The following is an 18,102-nucleotide window of genomic DNA, read 5'->3' on the forward strand; positions in this document are numbered from 1 at the left end:
CAATTATAATCCTAATATGTAAGCAAATATAAGCGGAGCAACTATTGTTGCATCACTCTCTACAATAAATTTTGGTGTATCAATATCCAGTTTTCCCCAAGTAATTTTCTCGTTAGGTACAGCTCCAGAATATGACCCGTAACTAGTTGTAGAGTCACTTATTTGGCAAAAATAACTCCAAAATGGTGTATCTGTACGCTCCATATCTTGATATAACATTGGCACTACACATATTGGAAAATCTCCTGCGATACCACCTCCAATTTGGAAAAAACCGATTCCGTTTTGAGAGTTTTCAGTATACCAATCTGCTAAAAACGTCATATACTCGATACCAGATTTCATGGTGCTAGCTTTAAGCTCTCCCTTTAATACGTAGCTTGCAAAAATATTACCCATAGTACTGTCTTCCCAACCTGGGCAAACTATTGGTAAGTTTTTTTCTGCTGCAGCATACATCCAAGAGTCTTTTAAATCAATCTCGTAATACTCTTCTAAAACGCCTGACAATAACATTTTGTACATGTACTCATGTGGTAAAAAACGCTCTCCATTAGCCTCAGCATCTTTCCATATTTTTTCAATATGGTGTTGTAAACGTCTAAACGCTTCGTGCTCAGGAATACAAGTATCTGTTACACGGTTAAGTCCTTTTTCTAATAAATCCCACTCTTCTTGAGGTGTTAAATCACGGTAGTTAGGCACACGCTTGTAGTGCGAATGCGCTACTAAATTCATGATATCCTCTTCTAAGTTTGCTCCAGTACATGAAATAATATGCACTTTATCTTGACGAATCATTTCTGCAAAACTTTTACCAAGTTCGGCAGTACTCATAGCACCAGCAAGAGACACTAACATCTTAGCACCATTGTCTAATTGTGTTTCGTATCCTTTTGCTGCATCTACTAAAGCTGCTGCGTTAAAATGTAAGTAATGGTGTTCTATAAATTGTGAAACTGGTCCTTTAGTACTCATCGTCTTCGTTGAATTTAGAAGTGTTATTTTTTTGTGTGTCTTTCTCGTATGTGTTGTCGTAATCGTCTTCTGCGCCTTGATTTAAAAACTTATAGCTTAGCATTTTATAATACAATTTTGCAGCTAAAAAGTCTGAAGATTTATCCACTTTATTTGGACATAATTCAACAATATCAAATCCAACCACGTTTTTCTCTTCAAACACTTGCTTTAAAAACTCTAAAGTTTCGTACCATAATAAACCACCCGGCTCTGGCGTACCAGTACTTGGCATAATTGAAGGGTCAAATGCATCTAAATCTATGGTAATAAATACATTATCCGTCATCTGATCTATAGCACTATCCATCCAAGTATCATCCAATGCCATCTCATGCGCAAAGTATGTCTTTTCTGTGTCCATTACAGTCTTTTCAATAGCATCCATAGAGCGTATACCTACTTGAATCAAGTTAGTATTTTGACTTGCTTCGTATAATGCACACGCGTGGTTACATGCTGTACCTTCATACTCCTTACGCAAATCTGCATGCGCATCTAATTGCAATACTGTTAAACTAGGAAACATCTCGTTAAATGCACGTATTGTACCAATAGATATAGAATGTTCTCCTCCAAAAATAGTAACAAACTTATTTTTTTTAATATACTTCTTAGTTGCCTGATGAACAGCTTCTACCATTGCTTCTGGCGAGCTATTTTCTGTTACAGCATCTGCTAAATATACCCCTTGATTGTATACTTCAGAATCTGTTTCGATATCATAAAGTTCCATATTTGCAGAAGCATCTAAAAATGCTTCAGGACCTTTATCAGCCCCTTTTTGCCATGTACTAGTACCATCATAAGGTACAGGAATTAAAACAATTTTAGCTTTTTCTAATTTTGCTAATTCTTCTGGAATCCCAGCATAAGTTTTAGTTTGCATAACCTAAAATTTTAAGTAAGTCTTCACTTTTTTGTTGTTCAGAAAATAATGTTTTTGTGATGTTTCCATCCTTGTCTTTATCTATTAAAATATGTTTTGGAGATGGTATTAAACAATGTTGTAATCCTCCAAAACCACCAATTGTTTCTTGATATGCTCCAGTATTAAAAAAACCTATATACAATGGTTTTTCTTTGTTGTATTTTGGTAAATAAATAGCGTTCATATGCTGCTCACTGTTGTAATAATCATCACTATCGCAAGTTAAACCTCCTAGTAAAACACGCTCATAAGAGTCATGCCAACGGTTTATCGCTAACATTATAAAACGCTTGTTAATTGCCCAAGTATCTGGTAATGTTGTAATAAAAGAAGAGTTTATCATGTTCCACTTTTCACGATCATTTTGTTGTTTTTGATACAACACTTCATAAATAGCGCCACCACTTTCTCCTACTGTAAAACTTCCAAATTCTGTAAAAATATTTGGTACATCTACTTCTTCCTCTTCACACGTTTGTTTGATTTGATTAATGATTTCGTCAATCATATATTCATAATCAAAATCAAATGCTAACGAGTTTTTAATCGGAAATCCTCCTCCAATATTTAAACTATCTAAGCTAGGACAAACCTTTTTTAAACTCGTGTATACTTTTAAACATTTTAAAAGTTCGTTCCAGTAATACGCATTATCTCTAATTCCCGTATTGATAAAAAAGTGAAGCATTTTAAGCTCTACTTTAGGATTAGATTTTATTTGATTTTTATAAAACGGGATTATGTTTTTGTACCCAATTCCTAATCTTGAAGTATAAAACTCAAACTTAGGCTCTTCCTCTGATGCAATTCTAATACCTACTTTAAAGTTTCCATCAATTTGCTCAGAAAGTAAATCTATTTCTTCGTAGTTATCAATAATTGGAATACAGTTTTTTTGACCGTTATTAATTAACCTAGCAATGTTTGAAACATATTGATCACGTTTAAATCCATTACTAATAATAAATGTTTCGTCAGTTATCTTACCTTCCTTCTTAAGGTTTTCAACAATATCAATATCAAAAGCAGATGATGTTTCAATGTGAATATCATTTTTTAAAGCCTCATTTAAAACATGTTTAAAGTGTGAGCTTTTTGTGCAATAGCAATAGTTGTAGTTCCCTTTGTAATCGTGTTTTTTTATGGCATCTCTAAACCATGTTTTTGCACGTTGTATATTGTTAGAAATTTGTGGTAAGTATGTAAATTTTAAAGGTGCTCCATACTCTTCTACTAACTCCATTAAATCGATATCATGAAATTGTAATGTCTTGTCCTCTAACTTAAATTCTGGTTGAGGAAAATCAAAAGTTTGACTGATTAAGTCTATGTACTTTGTGTTCATTTTTGTTTAAAACGTTAAAATTAAAATATAAATAGTAAAAAAATCCTTGTTAAAAAAAACAACAAAGTGACTATCAAATTTGAATTCTAAGGTCGTAAGTAGGCGCAAAGCCAAACTGATGCTGGCTAGCATATATAGATGTGAAAGCGGAAGTTAGCTTTAGAATTCGGTCGCTTAATCTGTAAGCTGCTTTTGAATATGACTTCCTAATTTTCAAAAGCCCGAACATAGAAACAGAGTTCAAAGTGTTCAGCTATTATACTGCAAATGAAATACTTTTTTTTGAATTAAAAACTTTTTTATTAAAAAAATAAAAAATATTTAATACTCTGATAACAAGAGCACTTACAACTCTAAAAAACACAAAAGCACTTCTTTTATTAAATTAAAAGAAGTGCTTTTACCTAAATTACTTTAAAAACTAATCCAAATCCAATCTAATACCTAAAGAAATATTGTTTTGATCAAACGTTTGATTTTTAAATAGTGGGGCAATGTCATATTTAGCATATAAACTTAAATCTCCTACTCCAATATATCCGCTAAGACCGTACGTAAAAGTGTTGGTATTAAAGTTTCTTTTAATCTTCTCCTTTACACGATCTCCGTTTTCTTTGTAGGTTAATTTTTGTACTGCATTACCATTTACACCAAAATAACCTCCCAATCCTACTTTAAACTTATTATGATTAAAATAACGGACACGACCATCTTTATAGTCTTTTTTATTCCATGGACCAAACTCAAGATGCATAGGAATAACTAAGCTAGTGGTTCTAAACTTGGCGCGTTTTAAATCGCCATCAAAAGACTGTAATGTTGTTTGATTACCATCTTGAACAAAATACATATCGTTCTTAATATCTAATTTATTCCATTGCACAGAAAGCCCATATTTAAAACGTAAAAAATTAGACTCTTTTAGTACTCTAGTTTTCCATAGCCATCCTAGCTCTACAAAACCAGAACCTCCTAATTTATATGGCGTATCACTTAAACTAACACCATCAATTATTGTATTATTAAACCCCATTGCAAAAAGCATTTGGTTACCTGTACGGATATCTTTTTTGGGTGGTTTCCTATTTGCTCTTACCCCTAAAATCTCTCTATCACTGTCTCCAATTTTAATAGACACTACTGTTTTTTGAATATCATCCTTAGAACCTTGATTATTTCGAGTTAAAAACTCTAATCTATTTACCGCAATAGCTATTCTATTTTCTATATTTAATGCTCTTTTTTCTGCAGCTTCTTTTTTTAATTGTTCTGCTTCTTCAAAAGTAATCTCATCTTCCTCTAATTGATCATTTATTGTTTCAATTTCTAATTTCAAGGCATCACGCTCTTCGGTAGTAATTGTTTCTTTTATGGATTCTATTCTTGGTATTGAATCCGTTACTTGTGCTTTAAGCTGACTTACTGCCAACAATAAAAACAAGTACACTAAATGTTTTGTAATGTTTTGCATAACTGTTCGTTTTTTTTTAATGATTAATTGATTTAATTATCGCGCTCTACTACTGTCGTTCTTAAAGTTTCATAGCCTGATTTTACAGCATGAAACAATCTGTTTTTTAGAGACTTTTCGGATGTCATCTCTATCTCCTCTAGTAACGAGTTCGCGTCTATTTCCTCGGATTTATACCCCGTATTTGTTGCCTTAACTTTGGCATAAGCTTTATCTAAAAGCAAATCTGCTTCATTAGTTAAAATTTTACTCTTAATTATTTGTGTATCTACTGACTGAGATTGCGCAACAACTGTACTAGTCACACTGTTAGAAACGGTATTTAAAGCATTACCCTCAGCTTCTACGCTGATAGGTTTTAAATTCCCTGAAGCTACATTAATTACGGTTGCTTTTTTTGTAGGTACTGTAATAACAACATTGTTCTTTTTTACTTGATACTGCTGCTCTTGCTCTTCATTTAACACATCCCTTTTAGCGTCCTTTTTATTTACAATTACATCTGGCTGTACTACCTGTATTTTTCTTGGTATATTTATTTCATTTTTCACGTCTTCAACAACCTCATTAATAGTATTTGATTGATTTCTAAAAATAAAAACCGTCAAACAAACGCCTACAAGTGTTGCTGCAATACTCAGCCACCAAAATGAGACTTTACGTTTATCTTGACGTTGATCTAATAGTGTGTCTAACTGACTCCAAGTTGTTTTACTTGGTGCAATTGTACGACGCTCTAAAGTGTCTTTTAATTGCTTTTCAAATTTATTTGGTGCCATATTCCTTGGTATTAAGTATTCTAATATTATTCTGTAATAATTTACGCGCTTTAAATAGTTGAGATTTAGAAGTCCCTTCACTTATATTTAAAAGTTTAGCTATCTCTGCATGCTTATACCCCTCTATGGCATACATTACAAACACCATTTTGTAACCTTCTGGTAAATTATCTATCAATTCTTGTAATTGTGCCACATCATATTGTTGCGAACTTTCATCCTGAATTTCGACATGTTCATAATCATCGTCTACAAATTGAATCGTTTTTTTCTGTCTCAAAAATGAAATTGACTCTCTAACCATAATCCGCCTAATCCAACCTTCAAAGCTACCTTCGCCCCTAAAGTTTTTTAAATTTGTAAAGACTTTTAAAAACCCATTAAGCATAACCTCCTCTGCATGTTGTAAGTTTTTGACATAATAACGACAAACACTTAACATTTTGGGTGCATGCATTTCAAACAATACGTGTTGGGCTTCACGATTATTCTGAGCAGCTTTTTTGACAAGTTTAGTTTCGTTATTAAATAAGGTTACAACTTTCACAAAAAGTATTTAAATTCGCATTATATTTATATAGACGCAAAATTGATATAAATGGTTGCCTCAATAACAATAAAAAAAAAGAATATGCCTAAAATAAGTCGCTTTAATAAAGCCTTTCCATACATTATCTTATTATCCTTTATAGTCTTGTTTAATTGTAAATCTGATGACGATACACCAATTACAATAGAACCAGAAATTGAAGAAACACCCCTAAATATAACGGAAAACATTGAGTTAATTGATGAAAGCGCTATTCAATTAGGATACATTTTAGCTATAGAAAACGGAGCAGACACCTCTTATCTTATTGACAAAGGCGGTAATAAAATTAAACAATGGAATTTTGACAGTAATTTAGGTAATGACATAAAACTATTACCTGATGGAACTCTATTAGGTATGTTTAAAACAAATACTCCTTCATTTACACTAGGTGGTTATGGTGGTGTTATAAAAATCATAAACAGTGATTCTCAAACTATTTATGAGTATAACTACTCTGATGACATTGTTCTAGCACATCATGATGTAAAACAATTACCTAATGGAAATTTCTTATTTATTGCATGGCAAAAGGTAGATAATGCAGTTGCTATTGCTAATGGTTTTAATAATAGTAATGATATATTTCCTGAAACATTAGTGGAAATAGACCCAACTACAGATCAAATAGTTTGGAAATGGAATAGCATGGATCATATTGTACAAGACCATGACAATTCTAAACTTAATTACAACAACGTAAACGATAACCCACAATTAATAGATGTTAACTATAATAGCACTATTGCTAATGGTGATATTATGCACGCCAATGGAATAGACTATGATCCAATAAAAGACATTATTTATTTAAGTATTAATTTTTACAGCGAAGTTTGGGTAATAGACCATAGCACTTCCACAACTGAAGCAGCAAGTAATACGGGAGGGAATTACAACAAAGGAGGCGATCTAATATATAGATTTGGAAATCCTGAAGCATACAAAAACACAACGTCACCAAGATTGTTTTACAATAATCACGCACCAACAATAATTGATGAAGGTAAACCGGGAGAAGATAATGTTTTAGTATATATGAATGGTAGTAATAACAATCAATCCATTGTATACGAATTTAAAATGCCCGTAAACTTTAGTCTTAATGGCTCTCAAAATAACGAACCTGAAGTAATTTGGAGTTTTACCGATCCAAATTTATATAACGGACGCATATCTGGAGCTGTGAGATTAAGAAACGGAAACACTCTAATTTGTGAAGGTGATTACGGTTATTGGGAAGTTACAACTAATGGCACTGTCGTTTGGAAATATTCAGGTTTGGATGTTCCTGCTTTTTGGAGAGGTTATGATTATTATCCAGGTGATGAAGCTATAATTAATTTAGGACTATAACTATTTTTTTCTTTCAATAACATAATTAACCATCAACTCAAGCGAATCTCTATATTCCGATTTTGGAAATCCATTTAGCAAGACTAAAGCTTCTTCTTGAAAAGATTTCATTTTTGAAACCGCATAATCCAAACCGCCATTTTGTTTTACAAAATCGATAACTTGATTGACGCGTTTTCTGTCTTTGTTGTGGTTTTTAATCGAATTGATTACCCACTTTTTATCTTTTTTAGAACAGTTATTTAGAACATAAATTAAAGGTAAGGTCATTTTTTGCTCTTTAATATCTATCCCTGTAGGCTTACCAATACTTTGTGTACCATAATCAAACAAGTCATCTTTAATTTGAAAAGCCATTCCGATAAGCTCTCCAAATTTTCGCATACTTTCTACCTCAACAGAATTAGGCTTTACAGAGGCTGCGCCTAGACTACAACATGCTGCTATAAGCGTTGCTGTTTTCTGTCTAATAATTTCGTAATAGATATCTTCAGTTATATCTAACTTTCTTGCTTTTTCTATTTGAAGTAATTCCCCTTCACTCATTTCCCTTACTGCAATAGAAATAATTTTAAGCAAATCAAAATCGTTATTATCAATAGAAAGCAACAACCCTTTAGACAACAAAAAATCACCTATCAGGACAGCTATTTTATTTTTCCATAGGGCATTGATGGAGAAAAACCCACGACGTTTATTACTGTCATCTACTACATCATCATGGACTAAAGTCGCAGTATGTATTAGCTCTATTACCGAGGCGCCACGATAAGTACGCTCACTTACCTCTCCGTTAGACACCATTTTAGCAACTAAAAAGACAAACATTGGACGCATTTGCTTCCCTTTACGGTTAACAATATAGTACGTTATCCTATTTAAGAGTGCTACTTTTGAAGACATAGCCAGCCTAAACTTCTTCTCAAAAAGATCCATTTCAAAAGCAATAGGCTGTTTTATCTGTTCTGTAATCTTCAAAATTTAGATCTAATTTTTATTGATACCAAAAATACAAATAAACTTATAGACCCTAATATTAATAATTCGTAATTATTCTATAAAAATTATAATATTTAAAAAAAAAAATTACCTTTATGGTACTATTATTCAACTAACAATCAACGCTGTAATCTTTTACTTATGAAAAAAACTACATTTTTATTTTTATTTTTATTTCTTACCACATCATTTGCATTTAGTCAAGTTTTGATTGACGAAAATTTTGATGCCGGCTTAAGCACACCAACTGGTTGGTCTAACACTGACCTTGCTAATGGTGGTGTTTGGTCTTTTGCTAATAGCGGTGAAGCTCCAGGTTTTGGGGCAGCAAACACTGTTTTATATGACGAAGGTTTCTCTGGAAGCTATCCTATTTTTGATAGTGATGCTATAGGTAATGATAGCGAACCTGAAGATGCTTATTTAGAAAGCCCAACTTTTGATGCTTCTGCATTAACTGATGTACAATTAACATTTAATCATGTTATTCGTGCTGAATTTGCTGGTAATGGTTTTGTTGAAGTGTTTGATGGTACAGCTTGGGTACAAGTCGTATTGTTTAACAGCACAAACAATACTAGTGGAGCCAACGAACTTGATTTTGGTTTTAAATCTTATAATGTATCTGCACAATTAGCAGGTGTAAGTAATGCAAAAGTAAGATTTAGATGGGTTGGAGATTATTCATATTTTTGGGCTTTTGATAATGTAAAAGTATTTTCTTGTACAGAAACTACTGCTCCAACTGCTGCAACTGCAACTAATCCTGTTAATGGTGCCACAAATGTTGCTATAGATGTTACAGGTACAACACCGTTAATTACTCCTTTTAATTGGACTGCTGGACCATCTGCTACCGTTTTCAACTTATCTTTAGGTACAGATACTGCAGGAACGGATATTGGTACTATAGATGGTGCTACTAATGGAAACGGCATTACTTTTAACTGGGCTTATGACACGACATACTATTGGTCTGTAGAGTCATTTAATTGCTTTGGGTCTACTGTTAGTACTGTTTGGTCATTTACTACAGAAGCAGACCCTGCTTTATCTGCAGCTAGTTTTGAAGCTACTACTTTTAGTCTTTATCCTAACCCAGCTAAAAGCAGTATTAGTATTAAATCTAAATCACAACTTACGTCTATTGAAATTTTTAATCAACTAGGACAACGTGTTATGCAAGTTGAAGCTGACAGTATGATTGAAAACACAATCAATATAAATGATTTAAAAAGCGGAATTTACTTCATGAAAATCTTTGCTGGAAATCAAGAAAAAACAATGAAATTTATTAAAGAATAAACTTTACACCAATCAAAAAAAGCGACTTTCAATTAATTGAAAGTCGCTTTTTTTTATGCTTATTATTTAATAATAAACTATTCTTTATTAGCTAACTGTCCACATGCTGCATCAATATCCTTACCTCTACTACGTCTTACAGTTACAGTAATATTATTATCTTCTAACACGTTTTTATACATGTCTATGGCTTCTGATTTAGCTTGTTGGAACTGTCCGTCATCAATCGGGTTATACTCTATAATATTAACCTTACTTGGTGCAAACTTACAAAACTGTACTAATGCGTCTACATCCTTACGTTTATCGTTTATGCCTTCCCAAACAACATACTCATAAGTAATACGATTCTTAGTTTTTTCGTACCAATACACCAACGCTTCTCTAAGATCTGCTAACGGGAATGTTGCATTAAATGGCATTATGGATGTTCTTACTTCGTCAATTGCAGAGTGAAGTGATACTGCTAATTTAAACTTAACATTATCGTCTGCCATTTTTTTAATCATTTTTGGCACACCTGAAGTAGAGACTACAATACGTTTTGGTGACATAGCTAAACCTTCGGGAGATGTAATTTTCTCGATAGCTTTAAGTACGTTATTATAGTTCATCAATGGTTCTCCCATCCCCATAAACACAATATTACTTAATGGTCTATCAAAGTACAATCTACTTTCTCTGTCTATGGCTACTACTTGATCATAAATCTCGTCAGGGTTAAGGTTACGCATACGTTTTAATCGTGATGTTGCGCAAAATTTACAGTCTAAACTGCATCCTACTTGACTAGACACACAGGCTGTGGTTCTGGTTTTTGTTGGTATTAAAACAGACTCGACAATTAAATCATCATGTAATCGTACTGCATTTTTTACTGTACCATCGCTACTACGCTGCATAACGTCCACTTTGATATGGTTTATAACAAAGTTATCTTCTAACATTTGACGCGTCTCTTTAGAGAGGTTTGTCATATCCTCAAAGGTATGGGCGCCTTTGCTCCATAACCATTCGTAAACTTGATTACCTCTAAAGGCTTTATCTCCTTCTTTTTCAAAGAATTCTCTAAGTTGCTCTTTAGTTAATGCGCGTATGTCTTTTTTCTTGATGTCCATTGGATTGCAAAAATAGTGATTTTGAATGACGATTGACGACTGTTGATTTACTTTACTTTAATTTATAACAAACCTTTGGCTAGCGCATTAGCGATGGAGACATTTGTTGAAGCTCTTGCTTTTGCCTAATAAGCAAATGCAAAGCGACTGTCGAGAGCGCGACCCTTGGGTAATGCCATAAAAAAACCTCTTTTACTGATTACAGACAAAAGAGGTTTTAATTATTTATTTAGAAAGAATTAGATGATTAACATCGCGTCTCCATAACTGTAAAATTTGTACTTTTCTTTTACTGCTTCTTCGTATGCTTTTTTCATAAAATCATGACCTGCAAATGCAGATACCATCATCATTAATGTTGATTTTGGTGTATGAAAATTTGTAATCATGGCGTTAGCAATACTAAAATCGTATGGAGGGAAGATAAATTTATTTGTCCATCCTTCAATTTCGTTTAACGTTCCGCTTGAAGATACTGAGCTTTCTATAGCACGCATTGCTGTTGTACCTACTGCACAAATACGACGCTTTTCTTTTTTAGCATTATTGATAATCTCTACTGCTGGCGCTTCAATTTTAAGCTCTTCGCTATCCATTTTATGCTTTGAAAGATCTTCCACTTCAACTGGGTTAAAAGTCCCTAATCCAACGTGTAAAGTTACTTCTGCAAAGTCAACACCTTTTATCTCTAAACGCTTTAATAAATGTTTAGAAAAGTGTAATCCTGCTGTTGGAGCTGCTACTGCACCTTCCTCTTTTGCATAGATTGTTTGGTAACGTTCTTCGTCTTCCGGCTCTACCTCTCTTTTGATATATTTTGGTAATGGCGTTTCTCCTAAAAGTTGTAGTTTTTTTCTAAACTCTTCATAAGATCCATCGTATAAAAAACGTAATGTACGTCCTCTAGATGTTGTATTATCTATTACTTCTGCAACTAACGTTTCGTCATCACCAAAGTATAATTTGTTACCAATACGTATTTTACGTGCTGGATCCACTAATACATCCCACAGACGTTGTTCTTTATTTAACTCACGTAATAAAAACACCTCAATTCTAGCTCCTGTTTTTTCTTTGTTACCAAATAAACGTGCTGGAAATACTTTGGTGTTATTAAGAATCATCACATCCTTTTCATCAAAATACTCGATCAAATCTTTAAACATTTTATGTTCAATGGTTTGCTCTTTACGGTTTAATACCATTAAACGAGACTCGTCTCTGTTTTCAGCAGGATATTCTGCTAATAATTCATCTGGTAAGTCAAAATGGAAGTGTGATAATTTCATTTATTAATATAGTTGTTAAGTTAACAAGACTGCAAATATACAATCTGGAGATAGGCCTTGTCAAGTAAATGGGCAATTATTATTTATTAAACGCTAAAAATGAACCCTAAAGCAGCCAAATCGTCCCAAAACGTTGGGTAAGATTTTGATACTACTTTTGAATCTTCAATAATTATTGGCACTTTTAAGGCCAATGGTGCAAATGCCATAGCCATTCTGTGGTCATTATACGTTGCTATTGTAATATTTTGCTGTCTATTAGTTGCTTTTTTTAATGTCAAACTGTTATCTGTAATAGCGACTTGACCTCCTAATTTTTCGATTTCGGTTTTTAAGGCTACTAAACGGTCGGTTTCTTTAATTTTTAAAGTATGTAACCCTGTTAAATGGCACTCTAATCCTAAACCAAATGCGGTTACCGAAATAGTTTGTGCAATATCTGGCGCGTTTTTTAAATCGAAATTAATTTGAGTATCCAAAGTAACTTCTTCCACTTTTTGAAGCGTAACACTATTGTCTTTAAATGTTGTTGTCACACCAAAAGACTTGTAAATTGTCGCTAAAGCGGAATCGCCTTGCAGGCTATTTTGTTTGTAAGAAGACAACGTAATACTTGTCCCAATAGCAGACATAGCAGCAATACTATAAAAATACGACGCTGATGACCAATCACTTTCTACGGTTAACTGTTGTGCATTAACTTCTGATTGTTTTTTAGGTGCTATAGTAATTAGATTGCCTTCAAATTTAGTTTTTACACCAATCTCTTCTAACAAACTAAGTGTCATTTTAATATACGGTACAGATGTAATTTCTCCGTCAAGTGTTAGCTCTATTCCGTTTTCTAATTTTGGAGCAATTAATAGTAAGGCAGAAATATATTGACTACTAACATTTGCTTTTAGCGTTACCTTATTTTTAGTAAGCTTTTTTCCTTTGATTAATAATGGCGGAAATCCTTGATTTTCTTTATAACTTATATCTGCGCCTAATTGATTTAATGCATCTACAAGAATTGCTATCGGACGCTCCTTCATGCGTTTAGAACCCGTCAACTCAATATCCCTACCGTCTTGCGTAGAAAAATATGCGGTTAAAAAACGCATCGCTGTCCCTGCATGATGTATATCTATGATGTTGTCCCGGGATGCCAATGCTTTTGACATTAACACAGAGTCATCACTATTTGACACATTAGTTATTTTTATTTCTGGATATAAGGCTTGTAACAACAATAATCTATTAGACTCGCTTTTTGAACCTGTTATTTGGATAGTAGAAGCTTTATGTATTGTTGATTTATTAAGGTGTAAATTCATGTAAATACTAACTTTTTGCTTACGCAGAAATGACTAAACTTTATTTTAATTTTTGATTGTTGTGATGCCTATCGTGATCACGTTTTGTTTTTATATCTAACTTTTTATCAAATGCCTCTTGCAAATCTATTCCTGTTTGGTTTGCTAAGCATAAAACTACAAACATAACGTCTGCAAGCTCTTCTCCTAAATCTTTATTTTTATCAGATTCCTTTTCGCTTTGCTCTCCGTAACGCCTTGCAATAATACGCGCAACTTCTCCAACCTCCTCTGTTAACTGAGCCATATTAGTTAACTCGTTAAAATAACGCACTCCATGGTTTTTTATCCAGTTATCTACTTCTAATTGTGCATTTTTAATATCCATTTTATTGTTTTTTAAGCACTATTTTCTCAGCCTTTTTATCTGTCATAATTTTATAAAACTCTTTAAAATTACTATAATCAGACGGTAATATATAGGTGTTATTAATCTCCAAATTTACAACTATTTGAATTTTATTTCCAATAAGTTTTGTAAGATAAGAAAAAGTTAATGCATCGGTATTAAAGTTAATTGCTTCGCTTTCTGGCAAAGACTCTAATTGATAGCCTTCCGGTATGTCTATGTTAACAATATATTTATCTGAAAGCGGACACACAAAGTCTACTGGATACGCTCTAGAATCTTGTGTAAAAGGATTTTCTTCACTAGTTAAAAACAATAAAGGCGAAATGTAAAGATTACCCGCTATATCTTCCACCGCTCCATCCAAAGTAAAATTATATGATTGCATTATTGGTTTATACACGTTATTAACGTTTTTAACTTCCAAATCTGAGACTACAAGTCCTGCATTTCCTTTTTCTATACTTTGTACTAAAGACTCATTGGTTAATCCTGCTTTATTATTTCTATAACTAAGTGCCTGATATGCTGTCAAAGCCTTTCTTAACTTACCTTCCATTGATAAATCCGCATTGATTTGTACACTGGCAGACACAATATCCTTAGATTGTACTGATGGGCTTAAACTAATCCAAGTCGAACTTCCGTCTTCTCTAATTAATCTTCCTTGCCAATTGATTACATATTCTGGAATAATGTTAGGTTTTGTAAAACGACTAGAAGCATCCAAAAGCAACACGCTATCTTGTGCCTCTACTGCGCAAATCACATAATTAAACCCTGAACGTGTTGGAAAAAGTGGCACCCCATTATCTTTTGTACTTACTAAAACTGGATTAGCATTTATACCTGCATATCTTAGCATTGCTACCAACATTAAATTGATATCCGCTACATTTCCTGTTCCTTCTTTAAATGCTTTTTTAACTCCATTTTCGGCTATAAAACCAATGTAATCGTTAAACTTAACTTTACTTTTAACTAGGTTGAAAATTAATAGAATTTTTTCATCATCAGAGGTTGCCTTTGCAATTGCAGCATCCACTGCCTCTTCAAAATATCTTTTTTTATTAAGTTGCCCACCAAAATCCTCATCATTATAAATTGTTTCCGTCACTCGCTCCCAACTAGTAGCCACACTTTTTATTTTTAAATCCGGACCTCTATAAAACGCGTATTCAAAAGCAATTAGTGCTCTATAATTATTCAAATTATCTATAAACGGTTCTTCTTTTAATGCTGGAATATCTTCCATGTAAACACTTACTACATTCTCTTTAAAAGCAAGGTTTGATTCTGAAAATTTGGTAGTTGAAGTTTTAGCTACGGTTCTTTGTTTTGTTAGAATTTTTTCATCACGTACTTTTTGTGATTCATTTATTCTGGGTAAAAAAGAAGATTTAGGATTGACTACCTTATTATAATTATAAAATTCAGGCGTTATAATATCTACTTCAATTTGATTGATAGGAATTTGATACTGCAAAACAACATCTTCTATACTTAAGAAAGGTGACTTTATTGAGTATTCAAACTCTATTACACATCCTTCACTTAATCCTGGCATAGTAAAAGTACAAGACGTATAATATTTACTTGTTCTTTTCTCAAAAATATTCTCATTTCTAAGCTTGTCCTTTTGTATTTCGCCATCTACAAGTGTATAAGTATACCCTTTTAGGCCTTCAATTTTTTGTTGACTAGTATTACTAACATCATACAAGCTTATCTTTTTTATAGCCCAATCATAACCTTCCTTATTGTATATCTTTATACGCTCATGATATCTTGTCTCTTGCGTAAAACCATCTTCATTATTAAACGGAAAACTAGTATATTGTTTTTTAAACAACACTACTGCATTTGCCTCAGGATGATTTGGGTGACTGGTTTCTTTTAATTCTTCTTTACTGATTTTTCCAAATTTAAAATTTTGTGATTGTCCTACAATAGACATAAACATAAACGCAAGGATGGTTAATTTTTTCATTTATTTAATTAATAGTGGTTAATACTATTTTTGATTTATCGTGTTTAACAATAGCGAGTCTAAATTTTCTAAAAGCACTATAATCTTCTTTTGAAAACTGACCTTTATTTATAATAATTATGACACCTAAAGACTATTAATAGGTTTTTTGATGATGTCTACTTAAAACAATCAATGACAACGTCAGTCCTATATTTTTTTTAGCACTATTTTTTCTAAGTTTTTTTCAACCATAAATTGATAAAAATTTTTAAAATCTGAGTAAGACTCAGGCAAAATAATCGTTTTGTTTATCTCTAAATTTTTAGATAATTGGATAGTATTACCCGTTTGCTTTATTAAATATGAAAAACTAGCGGATGTATCATTAAAATTTAGTTTTGTGCTTTCTGGGAGTGACTCAACCTTATACCCCTCCGGTATTATAATAGTGACGGTTTGCTTTTCTGATGTAGGATATATAAAATCTATAGGATAACCTCTAACATCTTGAGTAAAAGGATTTTCTTCTTTATTTAAAAATAATAGTGGTGAAACATAAATATTATCTCCTATTTTTTCAGCTGCTTCATCAAAAGTAAAATCATACGTTTCTGATACAGGTTTAGTTTTTGATTTTACGTTTTTTGTATCCAACTCAATTACAACAAGTCCTGGGTTTTCTCTTTCCTTATACGCTATCAAATCCTCTTTACTTTTACTGTAAAAGTTTTTTCTGTAATTATAGGCCTGATAATTAGTAAACAATTGTCTTATTTTACCTTTAGCAGAAAGGTTTTCATTCAAATTAACACTTATTGATACTACTTTTTTTGAAGTATTTTTTGGATTTAAACTAACCCATGCAGAGGTCCCATCTTCTCTGATTAATCGTCCTTGCCAATTAATAGCCTTTACAGGTAAGACATTAGGCTTTGTATGCTGCTCTGTAGCATCTAAAAGCAGTAATTGATCCTGAGTTTCGACAGCGCAAACAACATAGTTAAATCCAGTTCTAGTTGGAAATAATGGCACACCATTATTTCTTGTACTTAACAATACTGGATTAGCTTTTATTTTAGCATATCTCAACATAGCAGTTAGCATTAAATTAATATCTGCCGTATTACCAGAACCCTCTTTATATGCGTTTTTAACACCATTTTCTGAGGTATAACCTATAAAATCATTTTTCTTAATTTTAGTTTTTACAAAGTCAAAAATTAGTTGAATTTTCTCTGAGTCTGTAGCTACAGTTTTAATCAAGTTGTTAATATCGTCTTCAAAATAATTACTTTTACTAAGCTGCCCCCCAAAATCTTCATTATTATAAATATTGCTAATTACTTTATCCCAATTAGTCGCATAATTTTTTATTGTTCCATCTGGACCTTTATAAAAAGCATATTCAAACGCCACCTTAGCTCTGTAATTATCTATATTATCTGTAAATGGCTCGTCGACCAAAGCTGGTAAATCTTCCATATATATTTTGACTACATTCTCTTTAAAAACAAAACTAGAGCTATTAACCGTTGATTTTGGAATATAAAAACCTGTTCTTACTTTACTTACTACCGTTTCTTTTCTATCTTTTTTTGACTCTTCAATTTTTGGCAAAAAAGAAGCTCTGGGGCTTACAAACTTATTGTAGTTGAAATATTCAGGGGTTATAATATCTATCTCAATTTTTTTAATAGGAATATCATATTGCAAAACAACATCGTCTATTGACAAAAAAGTTGATTTTACTTTGTACTCAAATTCTATAATACACCCCTCTGCCAAACCAGGCATTGTAAAAGTCTTAGAACTCCAGTATTTATTAACATCTTCTTTGAAAATGTTTTCATTTTTGAGTTTACTTTTTTCAACTTTACCATTTACAAGTTTATAAGTATAGCCTTTTAGCCCAATTAAATTTTGACTCATAGAACTGTTCTCGTTATATAACTCAACTCTTTTCGTCGCCCAATCATAGCCTTCTTTATTATAAATTTTTATACGTTCATAATATTCAGTTTCTTGTTCAAATCCATTTTCTTCTGAAAAAGGAAAACTAGTATATTGTTTTTTAAACAACACTACTGCATTTGCCTCAGGATAATTTGGGTGACTGGTTTCTTTTAATTCTTCTTTACTGATTTTTCCAAATTTAAAATTTTGTGATTGTCCTACAACGGACATAAACATAAACGCAAGGATGGTTAATTTTTTCATTTAT

Annotated in this window: 15 protein-coding genes; 2 read left to right on the forward strand and 13 right to left on the reverse strand. The window is 32.4% G+C overall.

Annotated features, from left to right (window positions below):
• Nucleotides 1–3 precede the first annotated feature (3 nt).
• The 6 genes from CXF54_RS14170 to CXF54_RS14195 form a co-directional block, all read right to left on the reverse strand.
• Complete coding sequence (locus CXF54_RS14170) at nucleotides 4–978, reverse strand: deoxyhypusine synthase family protein (protein WP_101016970.1); 975 nt, start codon at nucleotides 976–978, stop codon at nucleotides 4–6.
• Nucleotides 968–1,906 carry an agmatinase gene (gene speB / locus CXF54_RS14175; RefSeq protein WP_090837776.1) on the reverse strand — a complete coding sequence of 313 codons (939 nt, stop codon included), beginning with the start codon at nucleotides 1,904–1,906 and terminating at the stop codon, nucleotides 968–970. The genes CXF54_RS14170 and speB overlap by 11 nt, the downstream gene beginning before the upstream one ends.
• Complete coding sequence (locus CXF54_RS14180) at nucleotides 1,896–3,293, reverse strand: arginine decarboxylase (protein WP_090837778.1); 1,398 nt, start codon at nucleotides 3,291–3,293, stop codon at nucleotides 1,896–1,898. Before CXF54_RS14180 ends, speB begins: the two co-directional genes overlap by 11 nt.
• A 421-nt stretch (nucleotides 3,294–3,714) precedes the next feature.
• Nucleotides 3,715–4,764, reverse strand: a complete 1,050-nt coding sequence (locus CXF54_RS14185; protein WP_101204013.1) for a hypothetical protein — start codon at nucleotides 4,762–4,764, stop codon at nucleotides 3,715–3,717.
• 32 nt (nucleotides 4,765–4,796) lie between these two features.
• Complete coding sequence (locus tag CXF54_RS14190) at nucleotides 4,797–5,543, reverse strand: hypothetical protein (protein ID WP_101204014.1); 747 nt, start codon at nucleotides 5,541–5,543, stop codon at nucleotides 4,797–4,799.
• Nucleotides 5,530–6,090, reverse strand: a complete 561-nt coding sequence (locus CXF54_RS14195; RefSeq protein WP_101204015.1) for an RNA polymerase sigma factor — start codon at nucleotides 6,088–6,090, stop codon at nucleotides 5,530–5,532. Before CXF54_RS14195 ends, CXF54_RS14190 begins: the two co-directional genes overlap by 14 nt.
• Nucleotides 6,091–6,174: 84 nt before the next feature.
• Here CXF54_RS14195 and CXF54_RS14200 point away from each other — a divergent pair, with 84 nt between their 5' ends.
• Nucleotides 6,175–7,491, forward strand: a complete 1,317-nt coding sequence (locus CXF54_RS14200; protein ID WP_232782622.1) for an aryl-sulfate sulfotransferase — start codon at nucleotides 6,175–6,177, stop codon at nucleotides 7,489–7,491.
• On the opposite strand, the gene CXF54_RS14205 is transcribed toward CXF54_RS14200, so the two are convergent.
• Nucleotides 7,492–8,469: a polyprenyl synthetase family protein gene (locus tag CXF54_RS14205; RefSeq protein WP_101204016.1), complete on the reverse strand. Its 978-nt coding sequence runs from the start codon at nucleotides 8,467–8,469 to the stop codon at nucleotides 7,492–7,494.
• Between the two features lie 162 nt (nucleotides 8,470–8,631).
• On the opposite strand from CXF54_RS14205, the gene CXF54_RS14210 reads away from it, so the two are divergent.
• The gene (locus CXF54_RS14210) at nucleotides 8,632–9,795 is read left to right on the forward strand and encodes a T9SS type A sorting domain-containing protein (RefSeq protein WP_101204017.1); all 1,164 of its coding nucleotides are present in this window, start codon (nucleotides 8,632–8,634) and stop codon (nucleotides 9,793–9,795) included.
• A gap of 77 nt (nucleotides 9,796–9,872) precedes the next feature.
• On the opposite strand, the gene rlmN is transcribed toward CXF54_RS14210, so the two are convergent.
• The 6 genes from rlmN to CXF54_RS14240 all read right to left on the reverse strand — a co-directional run bounded on the left by rlmN (nucleotide 9,873) and on the right by CXF54_RS14240 (nucleotide 18,098).
• Nucleotides 9,873–10,913, reverse strand: a complete 1,041-nt coding sequence (gene rlmN / locus CXF54_RS14215; protein ID WP_101204018.1) for a 23S rRNA (adenine(2503)-C(2))-methyltransferase RlmN — start codon at nucleotides 10,911–10,913, stop codon at nucleotides 9,873–9,875.
• Between the two features lie 239 nt (nucleotides 10,914–11,152).
• Entirely contained in the window at nucleotides 11,153–12,202 is a 1,050-nt protein-coding gene (gene queA / locus CXF54_RS14220) for a tRNA preQ1(34) S-adenosylmethionine ribosyltransferase-isomerase QueA (RefSeq protein WP_090837794.1), read from the reverse strand.
• Nucleotides 12,203–12,288: 86 nt separating this feature from the next.
• A complete protein-coding gene (locus CXF54_RS14225; RefSeq protein ID WP_101204019.1) occupies nucleotides 12,289–13,521 on the reverse strand; it encodes a 3-phosphoshikimate 1-carboxyvinyltransferase in 1,233 nt (410 codons plus the stop codon).
• 40 nt (nucleotides 13,522–13,561) lie between these two features.
• Nucleotides 13,562–13,888 (reverse strand): nucleotide pyrophosphohydrolase, encoded by a 327-nt coding sequence (locus CXF54_RS14230; RefSeq protein WP_090837797.1) that lies wholly within the window; start codon nucleotides 13,886–13,888, stop codon nucleotides 13,562–13,564.
• Between the two features lies 1 nt (nucleotide 13,889).
• The gene (locus tag CXF54_RS14235) at nucleotides 13,890–15,899 is read right to left on the reverse strand and encodes a DUF3857 domain-containing protein (protein WP_101204020.1); all 2,010 of its coding nucleotides are present in this window, start codon (nucleotides 15,897–15,899) and stop codon (nucleotides 13,890–13,892) included.
• Nucleotides 15,900–16,088: 189 nt separating this feature from the next.
• A complete protein-coding gene (locus CXF54_RS14240; protein ID WP_101204021.1) occupies nucleotides 16,089–18,098 on the reverse strand; it encodes a DUF3858 domain-containing protein in 2,010 nt (669 codons plus the stop codon).
• Nucleotides 18,099–18,102 lie beyond the last annotated feature (4 nt).

Source organism: Olleya sp. 1-3, assembly GCF_002836085.1.
Classification (GTDB): domain Bacteria; phylum Bacteroidota; class Bacteroidia; order Flavobacteriales; family Flavobacteriaceae; genus Olleya; species Olleya namhaensis.

What these genes read in the sequence shown, in the direction of transcription:
- CXF54_RS14240 (WP_101204021.1), bottom strand. Translation starts at nt 18,098, where the DNA reads ATGAAAAAATTAACCATCCTTGCGTTTATGTTTATGTCCGTTGTAGGA.
- CXF54_RS14230 (WP_090837797.1), bottom strand. Translation starts at nt 13,888, where the DNA reads ATGGATATTAAAAATGCACAATTAGAAGTAGATAACTGGATAAAAAAC.
- speB (WP_090837776.1), bottom strand. Translation starts at nt 1,906, where the DNA reads ATGCAAACTAAAACTTATGCTGGGATTCCAGAAGAATTAGCAAAATTA.
- CXF54_RS14185 (WP_101204013.1), bottom strand. Translation starts at nt 4,764, where the DNA reads ATGCAAAACATTACAAAACATTTAGTGTACTTGTTTTTATTGTTGGCA.
- queA (WP_090837794.1), bottom strand. Translation starts at nt 12,202, where the DNA reads ATGAAATTATCACACTTCCATTTTGACTTACCAGATGAATTATTAGCA.
- CXF54_RS14235 (WP_101204020.1), bottom strand. Translation starts at nt 15,899, where the DNA reads ATGAAAAAATTAACCATCCTTGCGTTTATGTTTATGTCTATTGTAGGA.
- CXF54_RS14225 (WP_101204019.1), bottom strand. Translation starts at nt 13,521, where the DNA reads ATGAATTTACACCTTAATAAATCAACAATACATAAAGCTTCTACTATC.
- CXF54_RS14210 (WP_101204017.1), top strand. Translation starts at nt 8,632, where the DNA reads ATGAAAAAAACTACATTTTTATTTTTATTTTTATTTCTTACCACATCA.
- CXF54_RS14200 (WP_232782622.1), top strand. Translation starts at nt 6,175, where the DNA reads ATGCCTAAAATAAGTCGCTTTAATAAAGCCTTTCCATACATTATCTTA.
- CXF54_RS14180 (WP_090837778.1), bottom strand. Translation starts at nt 3,293, where the DNA reads ATGAACACAAAGTACATAGACTTAATCAGTCAAACTTTTGATTTTCCT.
- CXF54_RS14190 (WP_101204014.1), bottom strand. Translation starts at nt 5,543, where the DNA reads ATGGCACCAAATAAATTTGAAAAGCAATTAAAAGACACTTTAGAGCGT.
- CXF54_RS14170 (WP_101016970.1), bottom strand. Translation starts at nt 978, where the DNA reads ATGAGTACTAAAGGACCAGTTTCACAATTTATAGAACACCATTACTTA.
- rlmN (WP_101204018.1), bottom strand. Translation starts at nt 10,913, where the DNA reads ATGGACATCAAGAAAAAAGACATACGCGCATTAACTAAAGAGCAACTT.